Annotated in this window: 16 protein-coding genes; 5 read left to right on the top strand and 11 right to left on the bottom strand. The window is 56.2% G+C overall.

Going from position 1 to position 18,401, the window contains the following annotated elements:
- Window positions 1-47: 47 nt before the first annotated feature.
- From ileS to ispH, 4 genes are all read left to right on the top strand, one after another.
- Entirely contained in the window at window positions 48-2,879 is a 2,832-nt protein-coding gene (ileS, locus tag RHP75_RS17665) for an isoleucine--tRNA ligase (RefSeq protein WP_311089336.1), read from the top strand.
- Window positions 2,872-3,381: a signal peptidase II gene (gene lspA, locus RHP75_RS17660; RefSeq protein ID WP_160085553.1), complete on the top strand. Its 510-nt coding sequence runs from the start codon at window positions 2,872-2,874 to the stop codon at window positions 3,379-3,381. Before ileS ends, lspA begins: the two co-directional genes overlap by 8 nt.
- On the top strand, window positions 3,378-3,815 hold the full coding sequence (locus RHP75_RS17655) for a peptidylprolyl isomerase (protein WP_167142770.1): 438 nt from the start codon (window positions 3,378-3,380) through the stop codon (window positions 3,813-3,815). The genes lspA and RHP75_RS17655 overlap by 4 nt, the downstream gene beginning before the upstream one ends.
- 147 nt (window positions 3,816-3,962) lie before the next feature.
- Window positions 3,963-4,907: a 4-hydroxy-3-methylbut-2-enyl diphosphate reductase gene (gene ispH, locus RHP75_RS17650; RefSeq protein ID WP_311089335.1), complete on the top strand. Its 945-nt coding sequence runs from the start codon at window positions 3,963-3,965 to the stop codon at window positions 4,905-4,907.
- A 57-nt stretch (window positions 4,908-4,964) separates the two neighbouring features.
- Here the strand turns inward: ispH and RHP75_RS17645 are convergent, their stop codons facing one another.
- The 8 genes from RHP75_RS17645 to RHP75_RS17610 form a co-directional block, all read right to left on the bottom strand.
- Window positions 4,965-5,387, bottom strand: a complete 423-nt coding sequence (locus RHP75_RS17645; RefSeq protein ID WP_311089334.1) for a type IV pilin protein — start codon at window positions 5,385-5,387, stop codon at window positions 4,965-4,967.
- Window positions 5,387-10,351: a PilC/PilY family type IV pilus protein gene (locus RHP75_RS17640; protein ID WP_311089333.1), complete on the bottom strand. Its 4,965-nt coding sequence runs from the start codon at window positions 10,349-10,351 to the stop codon at window positions 5,387-5,389. Before RHP75_RS17640 ends, RHP75_RS17645 begins: the two co-directional genes overlap by 1 nt.
- A gap of 21 nt (window positions 10,352-10,372) precedes the next feature.
- Entirely contained in the window at window positions 10,373-10,705 is a 333-nt protein-coding gene (locus tag RHP75_RS17635) for a hypothetical protein (RefSeq protein WP_311089332.1), read from the bottom strand.
- A gap of 10 nt (window positions 10,706-10,715) precedes the next feature.
- On the bottom strand, window positions 10,716-11,249 hold the full coding sequence (locus RHP75_RS17630) for a PilX N-terminal domain-containing pilus assembly protein (RefSeq protein ID WP_311089331.1): 534 nt from the start codon (window positions 11,247-11,249) through the stop codon (window positions 10,716-10,718).
- A 10-nt stretch (window positions 11,250-11,259) separates the two neighbouring features.
- Window positions 11,260-12,084, bottom strand: a complete 825-nt coding sequence (locus RHP75_RS17625) for a PilW family protein (RefSeq protein ID WP_311089330.1) — start codon at window positions 12,082-12,084, stop codon at window positions 11,260-11,262.
- On the bottom strand, window positions 12,081-12,644 hold the full coding sequence (gene pilV / locus RHP75_RS17620) for a type IV pilus modification protein PilV (RefSeq protein ID WP_311089329.1): 564 nt from the start codon (window positions 12,642-12,644) through the stop codon (window positions 12,081-12,083). Before pilV ends, RHP75_RS17625 begins: the two co-directional genes overlap by 4 nt.
- A gap of 14 nt (window positions 12,645-12,658) precedes the next feature.
- The gene (locus tag RHP75_RS17615) at window positions 12,659-13,183 is read right to left on the bottom strand and encodes a GspH/FimT family pseudopilin (protein ID WP_311089328.1); all 525 of its coding nucleotides are present in this window, start codon (window positions 13,181-13,183) and stop codon (window positions 12,659-12,661) included.
- A gap of 78 nt (window positions 13,184-13,261) precedes the next feature.
- Window positions 13,262-13,804: a GspH/FimT family pseudopilin gene (locus RHP75_RS17610; RefSeq protein ID WP_311089327.1), complete on the bottom strand. Its 543-nt coding sequence runs from the start codon at window positions 13,802-13,804 to the stop codon at window positions 13,262-13,264.
- Window positions 13,805-13,909: 105 nt separating this feature from the next.
- Here RHP75_RS17610 and thiO point away from each other — a divergent pair, with 105 nt between their 5' ends.
- Complete coding sequence (gene thiO, locus RHP75_RS17605) at window positions 13,910-15,022, top strand: glycine oxidase ThiO (protein ID WP_409079669.1); 1,113 nt, start codon at window positions 13,910-13,912, stop codon at window positions 15,020-15,022.
- A 50-nt stretch (window positions 15,023-15,072) separates the two neighbouring features.
- Here thiO and RHP75_RS17600 read toward each other — a convergent pair whose 3' ends face one another.
- The 3 genes from RHP75_RS17600 to RHP75_RS17590 are packed head-to-tail and all read right to left on the bottom strand — an operon-like array spanning window position 15,073 to window position 18,238.
- A complete protein-coding gene (locus tag RHP75_RS17600) occupies window positions 15,073-16,410 on the bottom strand; it encodes a sigma-54 dependent transcriptional regulator (protein WP_311089325.1) in 1,338 nt (445 codons plus the stop codon).
- A gap of 3 nt (window positions 16,411-16,413) precedes the next feature.
- Window positions 16,414-18,003, bottom strand: coding sequence for an ATP-binding protein (locus RHP75_RS17595; protein WP_311089324.1), 1,590 nt, complete (start codon window positions 18,001-18,003; stop codon window positions 16,414-16,416).
- Window positions 17,993-18,238 (bottom strand): PP0621 family protein, encoded by a 246-nt coding sequence (locus RHP75_RS17590; RefSeq protein WP_311089323.1) that lies wholly within the window; start codon window positions 18,236-18,238, stop codon window positions 17,993-17,995. Before RHP75_RS17590 ends, RHP75_RS17595 begins: the two co-directional genes overlap by 11 nt.
- Window positions 18,239-18,401: the final 163 nt, after the last annotated feature.

Raw genomic sequence — 18,401 nt, 5'->3', positions numbered from 1 at the left:
CACCCGGCTTCAACTGCTGGGTGCCAATCGCTTACGAAGAGCCTGAAATGACCGATTACAAAGCCACGCTTAATCTGCCTGACACCCAATTTCCGATGAAGGCCGGCCTGCCGCAGCGCGAGCCGCAGATTCTGCAGCGCTGGAACGAGATTGGCCTGTATCAGAAGCTGCGCACGCAGGGCGAAGGCCGGCCGAAGTTTGTTCTGCACGATGGCCCGCCCTATGCCAACGGCAGCATTCACATCGGTCATGCGGTCAACAAGATCCTCAAGGACATCATCACCCGTTCCAAGACCCTGGCCGGCTTCGACGCCCCTTATGTGCCGGGTTGGGACTGTCATGGCCTGCCGATCGAGCACAAGGTGGAAACCACCTTCGGCAAGAACCAGCCTTCCGACCTGACCCGCGAGCGCTGCCGCACCTATGCCGCCGAGCAGATCGAAGGGCAGAAGGCCGACTTCGTTCGCCTCGGTGTACTGGGCGATTGGGACAACCCGTACAAAACCATGGACTTTGCCAACGAGGCGGGCGAAATCCGCGCGCTGGTCGAGATGGTCAAACAGGGTTTCGTATTCAAGGGGCTGAAGCCGGTCAACTGGTGTTTCGACTGCGGTTCCGCGCTGGCTGAGGCCGAAGTCGAGTACCAAGACAAGAAGTCCGATGCCATCGACGTGGCCTTCGTGGTTGAAGATGCCGACAAGCTGGCCGCCGCGTTTGGTCTGGCCAGCCTGCCGAAGCCTGCTTCCATCGTGATCTGGACCACCACGCCTTGGACCATTCCGGCCAACCAAGCGCTGAACGTCCACCCTGAATTTACCTATGCGCTGGTCGATACCGGCGAGCGTCTGCTGCTGCTGGCTGAAGAGCTGGTAGAGGGCTGCTTGGCCCGTTATGGCCTGCAGGGCGAAGTCATCGCCACCGCGCCAGGTGCGGCGCTGGAGCTGCTCCGCTTCCGTCATCCGTTCTATGAGCGCTTTGCCCCGGTCTATCTGGCTGACTACGTTGAGCTGGGCGCCGGCACTGGCGTGGTGCACTCGGCACCTGCCTATGGTGAGGACGACTTCCGTTCCTGCAAAGGCTACGGCATGAGCAATGACGACATCCTCAGCCCGGTGCAGAGCAACGGCGTGTATGTCAGTGACCTGCCGTTCTTTGGCGGCCAGTTTATCTGGAAGGCTAATCCGGCCATCGTCGCCAAGCTGGAAGAGGTCGGCGCGTTGCTTAAGCACGAGGCTATCCAGCACAGCTATATGCATTGCTGGCGCCATAAGACCCCGCTGATCTACCGCGCCACCGCGCAGTGGTTCGTCGGCATGGATAAGCAGCCTAACGAAGGCGGCACTCTGCGTGAGCGTGCGCTGGCAGCCATCGAGCAAACGCAGTTCGTCCCAGCCTGGGGCCAGGCACGTCTGCACAGCATGATCGCCGGGCGTCCGGACTGGTGTATCTCGCGTCAGCGTAACTGGGGCGTGCCAATCCCGTTCTTCCTGCACAAGGCTACGGGTGAGCTGCACCCGCGCACTGCCGAGTTGATGGAGGACGTGGCTAAGCGTGTCGAGCAAGAGGGCATAGAGGCTTGGTTCAAGCTCGACGCCGCCGAGCTGCTGGGCGATGAAGCCGCCGACTACGACAAGATCAGTGACACCCTGGACGTCTGGTTTGATTCCGGCACCACCCACTGGCACGTACTGCGCGGTTCGCACAACCTGGGCCATGCCAGCGGCCCGCGTGCCGACCTGTACCTGGAAGGCTCCGACCAGCACCGCGGCTGGTTCCATTCATCCTTGCTGACCGGCGCGGCCATCGACGGCCACGCGCCGTACAAAGAGCTGCTGACCCACGGTTTTGTGGTCGACGAGAACGGTCGCAAGATGTCCAAGTCGCTGGGCAATGTGGTCGCGCCGCAGGAAGTGAATGACAGCCTGGGCGCCGATATCCTGCGCCTGTGGGTGTCGTCCACTGACTACTCGGGCGAGATGGCCGTGTCCAAGGTCATCCTGCAGCGCAGCGCCGATTCCTACCGGCGTATCCGCAACACCGCGCGCTTCCTGCTCTCCAACCTCAGCGGCTTCGACCCGGCGCAGCACCTGCTGCCTGCGGAAGACATGCTGGCGCTGGATCGTTGGGCCGTAGATCGCGCCCTGTTGCTGCAGCGCGAAATCGAAGAAGCCTACGACAGCTATCGCTTCTGGAACGTTTACCAGAAAGTGCACAACTTCTGCGTGCAGGAGCTGGGCGGTTTCTACCTCGATATTATCAAGGACCGTCAGTACACCACCGCCGCCGACAGCGTGGCGCGTCGCTCCTGCCAGACCGCGCTGTTCCACATCGCCGAAGCCCTGGTGCGCTGGATCGCTCCGGTGTTGTCTTTCACCGCCGATGAGCTGTGGGAATACCTGCCCGGTGCGCGTAACGAGTCGGTAATGCTCAATGGCTGGTATCAGGGCCTGAGCGAGCTGCCGGAAGGCTTCGAGCTGGATCGTGCGTTCTGGGAGCGCGTGATGGCGGTCAAGGTCGCGGTAAACAAGGAGATGGAAAACCTGCGTGCAGCCAAGGCCATCGGCGGCAACCTGCAGGCGGAAGTCACCCTGTATGCCGAAGACAGCCTGATTGCTGATCTGAACAAACTGGGCAACGAGCTGCGCTTTGTGCTGATCACTTCCACCGCCAGCCTGGCGCCGCTCGCCAGCGCGCCGAGTGATGCTGTGGAAACCGAAGTCGCGGGGCTCAAGCTCAAAGTGCTGAAGTCCGGGCATGCCAAGTGCGCCCGTTGCTGGCATCACCGCGAGGACGTTGGGGTGAACCCAGCGCATCCGGAAATTTGCGGTCGCTGCGTGGACAACATCGAAGGCGCAGGTGAGGTTCGTCACTATGCGTGATAACGCTAGTCGTTTCGGGCGTTTGGCCTGGTTGTGGCTGAGTCTGTTGGTGTTTGTAGTCGATCAAGCGAGCAAGTTCTGGTTCGACAACAACCTGAGCATGTACCAGCAGATCGTGATCATCCCCGATTACTTTAGCTGGACCCTGGCTTACAACACCGGTGCGGCATTCAGCTTCCTGGCCGATGCCGCCGGCTGGCAGCGTTGGTTCTTCGCCGCGATTGCCGTGGTGGTGAGCGGAGTACTGGTGGTATGGCTCAAGCGCCTAAAACCTGGCGAAACCTGGCTTGCGGTGGCGTTGGCGTTAGTTCTGGGTGGTGCACTGGGTAACCTGGTCGATCGCGTGGTGTTTGGCCATGTGGTCGACTTCATCCTGCTGCATTGGCATCAGCAGTGGTACTTCCCAGCCTTCAACGTGGCTGACATGGCGATTACCGGTGGTGCCATCCTGCTGGCGCTGGATATGTTCAAAAGTGAAAAGTCCGGAGAAACAGGCAAATGACTGACGTGCGTATCGGCCCGGATAAGCAGGTGACCCTGCATTTCGCCCTCAAGCTGGACAACGGCGATGTGGTGGACAGCACCTTCGATAAAAGCCCCGCCACCTTCAAGGTCGGCGACGGCAACCTGCTGCCAGGCTTTGAGCAGGCCATCTATGGCTTGAAAGCGGGCGACAAACGCAGCCTGCCGATCAGTCCGGAGCAGGGCTTCGGTCAGGGTAATCCGCAGAATATCCAGGTTATGCCGCGCAGTCAGTTTCAGGATATGGAGCTGTCGGAAGGCCTACTGGTGATCTTCAACGACGCGGCCAATGCCGAGTTGCCAGGCGTGGTTAAAGCGTTTGATGACGCCAAGGTGACCATCGACTTCAACCACCCGTTGGCCGGCAAAGCGCTGAGCTTCGATGTTGAAATTATTGAGGTCAAAGCGCTCTAAGGTTTAGCTCGCTCCTGTGGGAGCGGCTTTCGCTTCGAGTGTTTCTGCGAGATTCTCGCGATCACGGCTGCATATACAGATTGCTACCCCAGTGCGTGCGGCCGCGCCTTACACTAGCCCGCAAGGTCTACCGTCGAGATATTCGCCATGCATATCAAACTCGCCAATCCCCGTGGCTTCTGTGCCGGCGTCGACCGCGCCATTGAAATCGTCAACCGCGCGCTGGAGGTCTTCGGTCCGCCGATCTACGTGCGTCATGAAGTGGTGCACAACAAGTTTGTGGTCGAAGACCTGCGCTCGCGTGGCGCTATCTTCGTCGAAGAACTGGATCAGATTCCTGACGATGTCATCGTCATCTTCAGCGCCCATGGCGTCTCCCAGGCTGTGCGCAACGAGGCCGAGCGCCGTGGTCTGAAAATCTTCGATGCCACCTGCCCGCTGGTGACCAAGGTGCACATGGAAGTGGTGCGCTACAGTCGCGAAGGACGCGAGTGCATCCTGATCGGCCACGAGGGCCACCCGGAAGTCGAAGGCACCATGGGTCAATACGACGCCAGCAACGGTGGCACCATCTACCTGGTAGAGGACGAAGCGGACGTCGCCGAACTACAGGTGCGCAATCCCGAAGCACTGGCCTTCGTCACCCAGACTACCCTGTCGATGGATGACACCAGCAAAGTAATCGACGCTCTACGCAGCAAGTTCCCCGCCATTGGTGGCCCGCGCAAAGACGATATCTGCTACGCCACCCAGAACCGCCAGGATGCGGTCAAACAACTCGCCGCCGAATGCGACGTGCTGCTGGTTGTCGGCAGTCCCAACAGCTCCAACTCCAACCGCCTGCGCGAACTGGCCGAACGCATGGGAACACCTGCCTATTTGATCGACGGGGCAGAGGATCTCAAGCAGGAGTGGTTTGCGGGTGTGGCGGGTATCGGTATTACTGCAGGTGCATCAGCCCCTGAAGTGCTGGTGCAAGGCGTTATTCAGCAGCTGAGCGAATGGGGCGCTACTGGTGCGCAAGAGCTGCTCGGGCGGCCAGAGAATGTGATGTTTTCCATGCCGAAAGAGTTGCGGGTAACGCAACTGTGATCACCTTTGGAGGCGAATAAACAGGGGCGGTATACCGACCCTGTTTATTTTTTGTGTTTACCAGCAGCGCGCTACGTTCGTGGCGCCTTTAGTTCCACGGCTATCCAGTGTCAGGTTGCCGCATTCGTTATCTTGTTGCTGGGTGCCGATACGTGTCGCCGTTAGGATAACGCAGCGTGCAATAGTGCTGTTGGCACATGCCGCCGCCTGAATGGTGTAGCGTCCTTCTGCCGATGGCACTGCAGCATTTGCTGCTACACCATAAGCCAGCCCTCCGGCCCCCAGATTAGTGGTGTAAGTTTGGTTTTGTGAATAGAACCGCTCTTGAGCCTGGATGATTTCCATCATTTTTGCTTGCCCGTCTGCTCGTCCAGTGCGCAATACATAGTTCTGGTAGCTTGGGTAAGCAATCGCGGCCAAGATGCCGACTATGGCCACCACAATCATCAGCTCCATCAGGCTAAACCCTTTCTCCTTCATCAATTCTCTCTCCAGTATGTTGCTTTGACGGCATCGCCTGATCGGCATGCTTCTACGCCTTCAACACATTCGTTGGTCAAAATTTCTGTGCCAGTGAGAATTGTTGGTGCACCCTCAGAGAGGATAACCGACGGAGTTGGTGGAATGCCTGAGCGCTTTAGGTCAAAGCTGCGTACTGGGGTTTTTGTGCCATCTGGAGCTGTTTCGGTAAAGAGTGCACTGGCATCCAATAGGCTCATGGCATAAGTGCGGCCTCGCCCTACATCCGAGCCGCATGTGGCAACAGTGTTTGAGTTGCGTGGTGCAAAGGTGCTGAAGAACAGTGCGCCACGGAAGGATATAGAGGTTGAGAGTACCTTTTCTCCTCTAGGTAGGCGCAGGTAAAACCCCTTACTTGCCGCAAGTAGATTGACATTCGGTGTGTAGCTATTACCGGGAGTCAATTTGGTGTATTCGACGTTTATGGCATTGCGCAGATATGGCAGACCGGTCGCGGTGTTCGATGCGTTGGCGAGTGCAGCATCTATCAAGTATTGATATGCATCGAAGAACGTTGGCTCAGCTGGTGCTAGCTGGGCTTGCAGTGCGGTTAGTTGTGCAGCTGAGAGCAATGCACTGGCTGGGTTATAAGCAGTTTCAGCAAGTGCATCTGCCTCAAGCTGTAATGCCGCACCGCTTGCCTTGAAAGCATCACGTTGGCTGGCTAGGCCGGCTACCAGTGCCGCAGTTGTGGTCTCATTATCTGCTTTGGTTTTTAAGGCTGCGGCATTGGCAGCTTCGGCGCGAGCTAATAGCTGACTGACCGTTAGGTTACCTGCCGCCGGCAAGTCAATAAAGTCGGCGTCGGCAACCAAGATGTCCAAGGCAGCTTGCAGCGCCAGGGCTACATCAGTTGGGTCTAGCAGTGCCAGTGCCGCTTTCACTGCATCTATCAGTGCAGTGGCTTTGGCCGGAGAGCCAGTGTTGAGGTTGGTGCGAGTTGCGACTGCATTTAGCGCTGCATAATCAGTGCGAGCAGCCGTCAGTGCGTCCTCCAGCGCAGGCAGGTTATTGGCATCAAAGTTTGGATCTGCCTTGGCTGCCAGAAGGTCAGCTTCCAGTGTCTGTATCTGGGCGAAAGAGTTATCAACCGAGCTTTGCAGCTGAACCAGTCGGTCATACTGTTCAGTGAAACGACTGAGCTGAGCCGATATCGCGCTTGCATCAGCATCATTTTTTACTGCAGTCGCGTGCGCTTGGGTTGCGGCGTCACGGGCTGCCTGTGCGGTGTCGCGGGTGGCCAGTTTAGTCGCAGCATCAAGTGCTGATGCTGTCGCTACAGACTGTGCCGCATCTGCCGTAGTACGCAAACCTGCTGCCGTGGCGGCCGTGTTGGCTGCTTGTGTGTTAGCGGCTGCCAGGTCGTTGGCTGCAGTTGTCGCAGTATTGGCTGTTGAGACTACTAATGCGTCGGCAGTTGTTTTGGCAGTTGTTGCGTCAGCGGCGGCAGTTGTTGCTATGGCAAATGCGGCTTGTGCTGCGTCATCCGCAGTTGTTGCAGCCGTCAACGCAGTTGCCGCGGTAGCTTCTACGGCTTGTGCATCCGTTAGTGCTGTTGCTGCAGCATTAAGGTCTACTTGTGCTGCGTCTCGTATTGCCTCAAAACCGGGATCACCAAGGTTATTGTCGACGTCGGTTTGAGCTGCATCAAGAGCCGCCTGCGCAGTTGTTACATCATTTTGCTTATTAGTAACATCGGTTTGCGCGTTGGTGAGGTCTGTGGTCGCATTTGCTTTTGTGGTGGCGGTGGTCGCCGCATCTGCTGTTGCTGTTGCCAGGGCTGCATCTGCTGCTGTTTTTGCAGCATCCGCTACTGTTGCTGCAATCAAGGCGTCTGCAGCTGCTTGATCGGCATTGGTTTTGGTAATTAATGCAGCATCTGCAGTAGCTTGGTCTGCTGCTGCCGTTGTTTCGGCAGCTACTGCATCAGCTTCAGCTGTTGCAGCAGCAGCTGCATCATTGTCGGCAGTGACTTGAGCTGGGTTGTAAGCTGCGATGGCGGCAGTCAATGCAGTCTCTGCAGCCAGGCGCTCACCATCCAGAATGCCAACATCGCCTGCATCTGCTTGGCCTTGAATATTAACGCGCAGCTGTTCAAGTTCAGTCAGTGTTTGCTGTGCCAGTACCAAGCTGTCCTGCAGGGTGCTTTGGTTGCGTGTATTGCTTACATGTTCAAGCAGGTAAGGGTCGTTGCCAAGAATTTCATCAATCTCACGCTGCTTGTCATTGGCGTCACTTAACGCTTGTATTGCCGCGTTCTGCTTGGCTGTATGACCGATCCCGGCTTTGTAGCTGGCAAAGTTTTCTTGAGCGGTGCTCAGCGCAAGGTTCAGCGTGGCCATAAGCCCTTCAAGCTTGGCAATTTCCGCAAGAATGGCTGCTGATTCGGTGTCGCTGAGGTTAACCCCGCTTACGTTGATCAGGTCGCTTTCTACGATAGTGGTATAGGTAGTGGGTTTGCTGAAGACATTGCTGTCGCGCAAAACGTAGAAGCGGTCATCCGTCTCGGTATTAAGTGGACTTTCACGGAAACCTGAACCAATTGATATGGTGAAATATGTTTTACCACCGCGCTCGCGGATCAAGGCTACGTCTGGGGAGTTGAAGAAGCGTCTGTTGTCAGCCGCAGTTGCTCCTGCAAGGCTGGCAATTCGTCCACCAGTAGCAAGTGATGTGAGGCTGGTATTAGCGTTGTTGATATCAAAGCGGAATATCTGGCCGCGTAGGTCTGAGGCATAAATGATGTCGGCTAAGCCGTCACCACTAATATCCACGATAGTTGGGTCAGCCGGCATGCTGTTGGTCATGTTGGCAACATTCAGGGTCGCGCTGTTGTCGCCGGTGTTGCCGGCGCGCCAGAGAAGTTTTCCGGTTTCTGCATCTACAATAAATAGGCTATTACCAACGCTGTCATTTTTCGGAACGTTGGTGCCTATGTTGTCTTGCTCCCTGTCATAGCCGCCGCTAAAGATCAGTACCTTGGTTTTAGTTCCGTTGATCTTGATGTCAGCCAGCTTTGGTGCAGAGAAAGTCAGCCCCAGTTTTTCAAAACCTGGAGTGGGTGTTGCGGAGTATGCACCTTTAATAAGCCACTTGAGGGCGGGGGCGTCAATATTGGTTACGTCGAGTGAATAATAGTTGCTGCCGCCACGACGCATACCTGCATAGAGATAGGCTTTGTTAAGTGTGCGTTTTTTGTTGGCGATATCGTCTGCTGTTGGCGTGCGGTACTCAGTCCAGAGGTTGATCTGGCCATCCATACCATATTTCTTATTAGATGAGCCTTTTGCATCGCTCAGATAATTTCCGGGGTTACCCAGGAGCTCTTTGGGGATAAATGCAAACTTCTCATCGCCAGTTGTAGGATCTATCGCGTGGATAAAACCTTCGTTGGAGCCGAAGAACATAAATAGTTTTTCGGTTGAGGTCGCTGGCGAATTATTTACTCGCGCGAGGTCTTCATCAGTTACATAAGCAACCAGCTTTGGCTCATTGTGTAGGACGTCAGCAATAGCAAGTCGGTTTGTTCCGTCAGTTTTCTTTCCACGCGCCCAGTTAATAAAATTGGTGCGTAATGTGTTGGTGCTGGCCCCTAGCATTGCTTGCGTTACCGCTGTGTTGCCGGTGATCAGGCGATGCGCAGCAATATCAAGGGCTTGAGAACCTGTAACGCCTGCGCTGGCGCTTGGCGTTCTGTCAGCTGCTGTCCAGGTAAATATTTTTCGGGTATCGGGGTTGAGTAGGCGGCCGGCCACACCACCTTTGGCCACATCACTGCCATCCTCCACGGACCAGAAGCTGGAGGCGCTGTTTCTGAAGAAACCGGTAGTGTCGTCAATAGCAGCGTTGCCATTTTTGTCGACAATCAACGGGTTGCCGCTTCCATCCTTGGACAGTTTGTAGCGCTTCACGTTACCTGGCCAGTTTGCGCCTTCTGCAGGACGGAACAGGGCGTAATAAAGGTCGTTACGGAAACCCAGGTTGTTGAATGCACTTACCGCAACGCTAGGCGTGGCGAAGGAGGTGTTTTCAGCGCTGATATCTTGAACGATGGCTTTAAGTGCGTCAGTTAGTCCAGATACGTCGCCTGTAGTGTAGTACTTGCCGCCCCCCGCCTCAGCGGCATTTTTCAGCAGTGCAAGGTTTACGGAGAAACCAATGAAGTGTGACGTCACTGACTGCTTACGGTTGGTTGGATCGTCGAATGGCGCGGGTGCCGGAAACAGGTCCTGATTAGCCATATATTCAGCTAAATGGGGTAGGCATTGACCGTTGCCTGAGCCGCAGCTAGATGCTGGGTAAAGAGTATTCTTGTTGGTGACAAGGGTTTTAACTGCTGCATTGGAGCCTTGGTCGACAGTAGGCTCGCCATCAGTTAGATAGATGATATGTGACTGCTGGCAGCTGTGCTCGATTGGTGATTTATAGGTCTCGCCATTGCGTGAGGCCTTAACGCTCTTGTCGCCCCAGAATCTGTTTTGTCCGGTCATATAGAGGTATGACTCGTAGTAGGTTTCCAGCAGCGGTGTATTCCCGCTTGCAGGGATGTCATCTACGGTGTCTTTCATACTTTTTGCATTTTTTGCAGTCAGGCGCTGAACCGGGCTAAGTACATAGCCACCGTCATTGCCGTCATAGCGCATAAAGCCGACGTTGACATCTTCCTTGGTCTTCAATTGGTCGATTAGATTTTTTACCACGTCACGCATTACTTCGTTTCGGTTTTTGCCTCCAGAGTTGGCCACACCGCTGCCCATTGAGCCGGAAGAGTCAAGCACAAACATGATGTTTGGGCGAACTTGCTGGTCGGCAGGCAAGTCTTTGGGTACATATATTTCGGTATCGTCGGCCATTGCTATTTGTAATGTCAGCAGACTATAGACAAATGCGCTGGCACCAAGTGCGAGTGGTTTAAAGCTTTTCATGCTAATTCTCCCGTGCGCCAATCAATAAGCCGTGAATCTGATGACTTTAGTGGGTTCTTTATTGGTCACGGTAATGAGGCCGGTCCAGTCCACTTTATTGCCGATCTCATTGATCGGGCGCGGTTGTTCATTAATGTAGAATTCTGTATGTGGGCCAAAGCTCATGGTTTCTGGTTCACATTCGGCGCAACGGTAAACAATCGCGCGGCCCAGCGTTTCGCCCGATGGACTCCAGTTGATCATGAATTTGTCTGCTTCAATAACAACTAACAGTACTTCATCATTTTTTTCTTCGGCATGCACAGATAGGGTTAAAAGCATGCCGGCAAGTAAGTAAGTAATTAGATTTTTCATGCTTATAACCTCATTTGTTATTCTGGAAGCTTAGCCCTTGGGATTGTGAGGAGAAACTTCCCCCTGCAGTCTCGGCGCGAGCGGACATTTCAAAACGGACACAGACGAATTTCTCTGCGCTGGACCCGTCATCACAGGGGCCTTCTTGCACGTAGCGCACGGTGTTTGAAGCGATATTGTCGCCGGTTGCATCCATTCTAGGGGTTAATGCTTGAACTTCTCGTGCTGTTGTGGGTAATGACTTCAGGCTTGGGTCAGCAAGCAGTGCATCGGAATCGCGAGCTGCGACATTTTTTCCCATTGCAACAAGTAAGGGGGCGCGGTTGGCTAAGTTAGTATTGAAAGCCAGAAGCTGTGCGCGAATTTCACTTTGAGCTTGTTGAAAAACCTGGTTGCGGAACTGGGTATTGCTGGCCATACGCTCCTCAAATGTTGAAAAACGCATCGCAGTTACGCCTGCTATGGTCAGTACCAGCAAAAATACCAACGCCACAATTAAGGTCGCACCCTGTTGAGCGCGCTTTGGAACATTAAATCGACGCATTTGGGTAGCCTCAGTCGGTATTTTTGAGCTGAATCGTTGTGGTGAAGATTTGCCGAGCACGATTATCTGCAATCGCAATTGGTGCCGCGTCAAGAAGGGCAAAGTTGCGGTTCGCGGGTGCAGGCGTTAGGTTGTCGACTGAATTGGCCAGTACAGCGATGCGCACCGCACGCACCTTGTTCCAGTCGGTAACACGATCAGCTGATACGTACTGGTTTGCGCTGCGTGAGTCCCCTGCAGTGGTAATGCCGTAAAGGACTTGCAGGCTATCAATCCCGGAAATGAGTTCTTGTGCGGCAGGACCTGAGGTCCAACCATCGGGGTTTGTTCCGTTATATTTGTATGCACGGCAGCCAAGAGCTGCTGGTTGAGTTCCTGTTGCGGGAATAATTTCGAAATGGTTGATGATCAGTACATCATCATCGGCAATTGTGTTGCCGAGGCAGTCACGTCGGGCACCATCAGTAACGCTAGGTTGCATGACGAAACCGACACTGTCGGATCCGCTGCCTGCGCCCTGGGTTGTGCAGAGTGTCGTTGGAATAGTGCCGGGCAGTCCTGCGCATGCGGGGCGAACTAGTGGCAGAGGTTTTCCTGACATGTAGATCGGCTCAACATAACCTGCCTGGCGTGCGCTACGGGCAATAAACTCCAATGCAAAGCGCCCGTTTTCCTGCATGCGGCCCATGGCTTCATTGGCTGAATAGGTTTGGCGGCTTGATAGGAATACCTGAATGACGCCAGTCATTAGCAATAGGCCTAATGCCAATGCAACCATTAGTTCAACAATAGAGAGGCCGATTTGCAGCCGCCGTAGCTGAGTAGGCCTGATCATCGCTGTATCCTCATAGCAGTTGTTTGCGAGTTCTGGTCAGCAGTGCCTTTTGCGTTATCGGCCTTACCAAGCCAAAAGCCCTGCAAAGTGAGAACATTACCGTTGTTTGCAATGGATACAGTGGTACCTGCAGTTGGTGCGTTGATGAAATCGCGGCTGGTGAAGCGGGCATTGATTGTGTTGTAAGTGGCAATGGCGGAATAGCTGCATTGGGATTCCCAGCGATCGAATGCTGCCATTTCAGATGCGGTGCATTGTGCGGCGGAGACTTTTGCCGACGTGCCCGGGTTGTAAAAGTCAGCACAACGTTTTGCTGGTAGGGCGGTGCAGTCGGGGGCGGTTGCATAGGCAGTTGCAGTACCTTCGGGGTTAGCCCTGATTCGCTCAGCAATATCTTGAAGTAACCAAGTAGTCTGTGAGCGTTGTGCGCTATCGCTAGACCCTTGCAGTGCGTTGAGTTGCAAAGCTGCAAGGCCGAGCATGCCAACGGTGAATACCAATAAGGTGACCAGCACTTCAATCATAGAGCTGCCAGCTTCATTTTTAGATGCAAGAAGCATATTGGTTTTCCTTGTTAGCATGAGGCGTCGCGTGTGATTTTGGTCAAACTTGCGCGACCTTGACGGGTGACACTGACACAGCGCGCATCAGTGCTGGTTGCTTTAAGGTTGGCTGAGGTTATGTTGAACGGGTTGCTGCCACAGAGTGAACAGGTGCCGTCACGCTGAAATGTCAGGCGTGGTGATGTCTCCAGGAATGCGCTGGTGATAGTTACGCCGGTAGATGCTGAAAAGTCGCGAAGGCGATCTGGGTCGTCACAATTGCTCATCGCGTCGGTACCACTGGCCAGACCAACGCACCAGCCATCACTCCAGCCGGTAGCGGAATTTGTGGCCGGAAGGATAACGACTTCTCTATTTTGTTTAACCGCTTCGGATCTGGCAAACGCCAGTGCCAGCATTATTTCGCTGGCTTGCCCGCTAACGCGTTGGCGTACTGCAAAATCGCTCATGGCTGGTGCCGCTAGGCCGACGATAATGCCGAGAATGGCGATGGCGATCATCAGCTCGATGAGGGTGAAGCCTTTGACTCTTGGCATGACAGCTCTCTTGGGGAAACTTTCATTGTCATAGTCTTCAGATGAGTCTGACTACTCAAGAGCGGTGTGATAGCTGGTTCAATTGTCCGGTTGAGTGGTCTTTCCGTCTTTGCAGGCTTGGGTTGTAAGCTCCGAGCGTGTACGGCCTTGTTTATTGATCACTAGCTTTACGGTTTCCTTATGCTGAGGGAGGCACAGGGTGAATGTGCCGTTGCTGACGAATGTGACCCCTACTGGGCTGAAGTGGATAGAGTTGGTGGGTTTCATGCCTTTCCAGGCCAGAATGAGGCTGGGGTGAAGGTCAACTCTGGAAAACTCCAGCTCAGTTAAGTCAAGTTGACGATTGCCATTGTGATCTGTGAAGGCGCTAATACTGCCCGTCCAGTCTTGTTTGCAGGTGCCTGTCTCTGTTAGTGCGCATAGAGTTATGCGTGTTCGCGAGATGAGGGCGTCATGGCGGGCGCGACGGATCAGTAGGTGTAGGCTGCTCTGAGAATCGTAAAGACGCTGTTTGTTGAGCATCGCTTGAGTATGTGTTGCGCCGATACTAAGTACCGAGATGATCGCTAGGGTGTACAGCATTTCAACAATCGATAATCCATATGCGGTTTTTGGGTTCATCCTGAACACCTGAAGAGTTCTTTGAGCGGTTAAGTGTGGTTTTTGGCAGTTAATGTGCCTGTAGCCTTTGGCGTGTCGTGTTGTAGGTGATTGGAGTCAGATTGAGTGAGCGTGAGTCGGGTCGTAGTTGTAGGTGCTGGGGTCATTGGCTTGTTGTCGGCTCTGCGTCTGGCAAATGTTGGATTCCATGTTTCTGTTCTAGATGCTGCTGAGCAGATGGGGCGCGAGTCTTCTTGGGCCGGGGGCGGAATCGTCTCGCCGCTCTACCCCTGGCGTTACAGTCCTGCGGTAACGGCATTGGCGCATTGGTCGCAGGATTTTTATCCTCGTTTGGGTGAGCAGTTGTTGGCGCAGACGCAGATTGATCCCGAGGTATATGTCACGGGCCTGTACTGGCTTGATCTTGACGACGATGCTGAGGCGCTCGCTTGGGCGCAGCGTGAGGGGCGGCCTCTGCAGCGTGTGGATGTCGCAGCGGTAGAGCGGGCAGTGCCGGCGTTGGCTGAAGGCTTCGGGCGGGCCTTGCAGATGGCGGATGTGGCTAATGTGCGTAATCCGCGTTTGGTCAAAGCGCTGCGCGCTGCGTTGCAGCAAATGCCGAATGTCACCTTGCATGAGCATTGTGCAGTGAGTGGGTTTATTCGCGAGGGTGGGCGTATCACAGGTGTGCACACTGCACAGGGTGATATGTATGCCGATCAGGTGGTGCTGACTGCCGGTGCCTGGAGTGGCGAGCTGATGGCGACCCTTGGCATCGAGTTGCCGGTAGTGCCGGTTAAGGGGCAGATGATTCTGTACAAGTGCCGCGAAGACTTTCTCCCAGCCATCGTTCTAGCCAAAGGGCGTTATGCAATTCCGCGGCGTGACGGACATATTCTGATTGGCAGCACGCTTGAGCATGCGGGTTTCGACAAAACGCCGACCGACGAGGCGTTGGCCAGCCTGAAAGCGTCCGCAGTCGAGTTGTTGCCGGCGTTGGCGGATGCCGAGGTGGTGGGGCATTGGGCTGGGCTGCGGCCTGGTTCGCCTGAGGGCATTCCGTTTATTGGGCCGGTGCCGGGGCATGATGGCTTGTGGTTGAACTGCGGGCATTACCGCAATGGGCTGGTGCTGGCGCCGGCGTCGTGCCAGTTGCTGGCTGATCTGATGTTGGGGCGTGAGCCGATAGTGGATCCCGCACCCTATGCGCCGACTGGGCGATTGGCTTCGGCGGGTTGAGCGTTTCTCTGGGGGCTCGGTTAAAGCCCCTTCCACAATGGATGCTCGCTTTAGTCGATACCGAGCTTCTTCAGTCGATAACGCATCGAGCGAAAGCTCAGGCCCAGGCGCTGTGCAGCGGCAGTGCGGTTCCAGCGGGTTTCTTCCAGGGCTTGCATGATCAATTTGCGTTCGATGGCTTCCAGGTAGTCTTCCAGGTTGTCGATCTGAGCTAGATTGGCTTCGCCGTTTTCGCTTATGGGCATGCTGTCGGCCAGGCGCAGGTCGCTGGTGGTGATGCGGTCGTCTTCGCACAGGGTGTAGGCGCGCTCGAGCATGTTCTCCAGTTCGCGCACGTTGCCCGGGAAGCGGTAGCTCTTGAGCTTCTCCAGTGCGTCGTCATCAAGCTTTGCCGGGCTGAGGCCGGTGCCGTCGGCCAGGCGCTTGAGCATGATATCGGCCAGCAGGGCGATGTCTTCGCGGCGTTCGCGCAGGGCGGGCACGCGCAGTTCGATCACGTTGAGGCGGTAGTACAAATCCTGGCGGAAGCGCCCGGCCGCGACTTCACCGGCCAGATCCTTGTGGGTGGCGCAGAGGATGCGCACATCGACAATCAGCTCCTGTTGCCCGCCGACGGCGCGTACGGCTTTTTCCTGAATCGCGCGTAGCAATTTAACTTGCATCGGCAGCGGCAGGTCGGCGACCTCATCGAGGAACAGCGTGCCGCCGTTGGCTGCTTGAAACAGGCCTTGTTTGTCTTCAATGGCGCCCGTAAAGCTGCCTTTTTTATGGCCGAAAAATTCGCTCTCCATCAGTTCGGTGGGGATGGCGCCGCAGTTGACCGGGATAAAGGGTTGCTCGCCGCGCGAACCTTGCTCGTGGATCAGGCGGGCGACCAGTTCCTTGCCGCTGCCAGATTCGCCGCTGATGTACACTGGTGCCTGACTGCGCGCGAGTTTGAGGATCTGTTTGCGCATGGCCTTCATCGGCGGTGAGTCGCCGAGCAAGCGGCTGTCCACCGGCAGCTCTTCGCCATCGGCGCTGCGCAGGCGCAAGGCGGCAGCGACCAGTTCGCGCAGGCGACCGAGATCCACCGGCTTGGTCAGAAAGTCGAATGCGCCAGCTTTCAGGGCGTTGATCGCGGTATCCAGGCTGCCGTAGGCGGTGATCATTGCCACCGGAACTTGTGGGTGGCGCAGCAGAATATGTTGCACCAGTTCCAGGCCGGTACCATCAGGCAGGCGCATGTCAGTGAGGCATAGGTCGAAGGGCTCTTTGGCCAGCCATTCGCGGGCTTCCTTGACGTTGCGCGCGCTGCGGGTGTCGAGCTTCATGCGCCCCAAGGTGATTTCCAGGAGTTCGCGAATATCGGGTTCGTCATCGACGATCAAGGCTCTCTGGCGGGTCATGGGTCAGCTCAGTTTGCGCGGGTGGGCGAAGGTGATGCGTAGGCAGCTGCCGCCGCCTTCGCGAAGTTTATAGTCGAGGCGGGCCTGGTTGCTTTCGCACAGTTCGCGGGAAATATACAGGCCCAGGCCGGTGCCTTTGTTTTCCGTGGTGTAGAAGGGTTCGAACAGATGGTGCAGCTGCTCTTCGGATACGCCGGGGCCGTCGTCCAGCACTTCGAGTACCGGCAGCTCGCTCTCCGGGTCGCGGAACAGCTTCAGCCAGACCTGGCCGTGCCTGTTTTTCTGCGCGCTGTAGCGCAGGCCGTTTTCCACCAAGTTGCTCAGCACTTGGGTGAGCTGATGTGGATCCATGCGAGTTTGAATGCTGCCGCTGCTGGTTTCTAGGTGCAGAGTTTGGCCGGGGGCCGCGCTGCTGCGGAACTCGCTGGCGAAGCGGTGTAGCCAGTACTTCAGGTCGAGCAGCTGCGGTTCGGCCTGGCGCCGGCGCGACAATTGCAGAACGTTCTCGATCACTAAGTTCATCCGTCTTGAGTGATCCTGAATGATCTGCGCCAGGCGTAGGTCCGGACCTTTCAGTTCTTCAGACTCCTGTAGCAGCTGAGCAGCGTGGCTGATTGCGCCTAACGGGTTGCGAATCTCGTGGGCGATACCGGCAGTCAGGCGGCCCAGGGAGGCGAGCTTGAGCTGTTGCGCCTGCTGGGCGATCTGCGAGATGTCATCGAGGAAGATCAGCGTGTGTTTATGCTCGCCGCGTTGCAGGGCGATAAAGCTCGGCTGCAGCACTCGGCCGTCGGGTGCAGCCTGCAGGCTGGCGGGGCGCAGGCTGGGGTTGTGCGACCATTGCTGCATGCGTTTGATCAGCTCGGGGCAGTGCGGGTCGAGAATCTTGCCGGTCAGGTCGGCATGCCCAAGCAGATGGTTGGCGCCCTGGTTGGCCAGTAGTACGCGGTGTAATTCATCCAGCACCAGAATGCCGGTGCGCATCCGCTGCAGGATCAGCGCGTTGAGTGCTTCCAGATTGGCCACGTCGGCGGCGCGTTGCTCGGCCAGGCTTTCGCTGACTTGCAGGCGGCGTGTCAGCCCCTGCACAAACAGTGCGGCGGCAAAGCACAGCGCGCCAAGTGCGCCGGCCTGCACGTATTGTGCGGCAGCAGCCGGTCGGCTGAGGCTGAGGTAGAAGGTCAGGTAGATCATGCCTGTTGCGGCGACTGCGGCAATCAGTAGGCCGATACGTCCGCGCAACAGGATATTGGCAATCGCCACGGCGACAATCAGCAGGTTGCCGATGCCGCTGGGTGTGCCGCCGGCGGCATAGAACAGGCCGCAGAGCAGAATCACGTCGACCAGTGCCAGGCTGAATACCTGCGCCAGGCGCTTGGGGCGGCGCACGGTGGCGATGATCAGGACGTTGAGCGCCAGATACAGCCAGCTGCCATTGCGAAACAGCGTCGGGTGCATCATGTCCAGCAGTTGGGCGTCGAGGTCGCTGGAAATCAGCAGCGCCAGGGTAATGCCGATAACCAGGCGGTAGAGGTGATAGAGCCGCAGGATTCGCCGGCTTTGCTCCCCGCTCAGGGAGAAATCAGCGTTCACCGGGTTGTGGGCCTTGTTCTAGGTGCGCCTGGCTGCAGAACCACTGTTCGCCCTTTGCCAGTGCATGGTCGCGCGGTACATGGGTGCCGCAATGTTCGCAGCGCACCATGGGTGTCGGAGCGGCGCTGGTGTTGCGGTCTTCGGTGCGTGGGGCTGCTGGCCGAGTGACGCGTCGCCATAGCCAAAATGCCGCCGCAATAATGGCAATCCAGAACAGTAAGCGGAACAGGCCCATGGCGCTCTCTTTCTATCGGTAAGCGAGCAGTTTAGCTAACCCGTTTGCGTGCGCCCAGCGTTGAAACTGTGCGCGGAGTGTTGTTTTTCTAAGCATTGGGCGAAAGCGGCGCTTGGTGTTTGGCTGTAAGCATGTGTGCGGTTGTAGGTCCGCTCATCTGGCC

Source organism: Pseudomonas sp. SG20056 (assembly GCF_031764535.1).
Classification (GTDB): Bacteria; Pseudomonadota; Gammaproteobacteria; order Pseudomonadales; family Pseudomonadaceae; genus Aquipseudomonas.
This window is presented reverse-complemented; position numbering and strand designations above follow the sequence as displayed.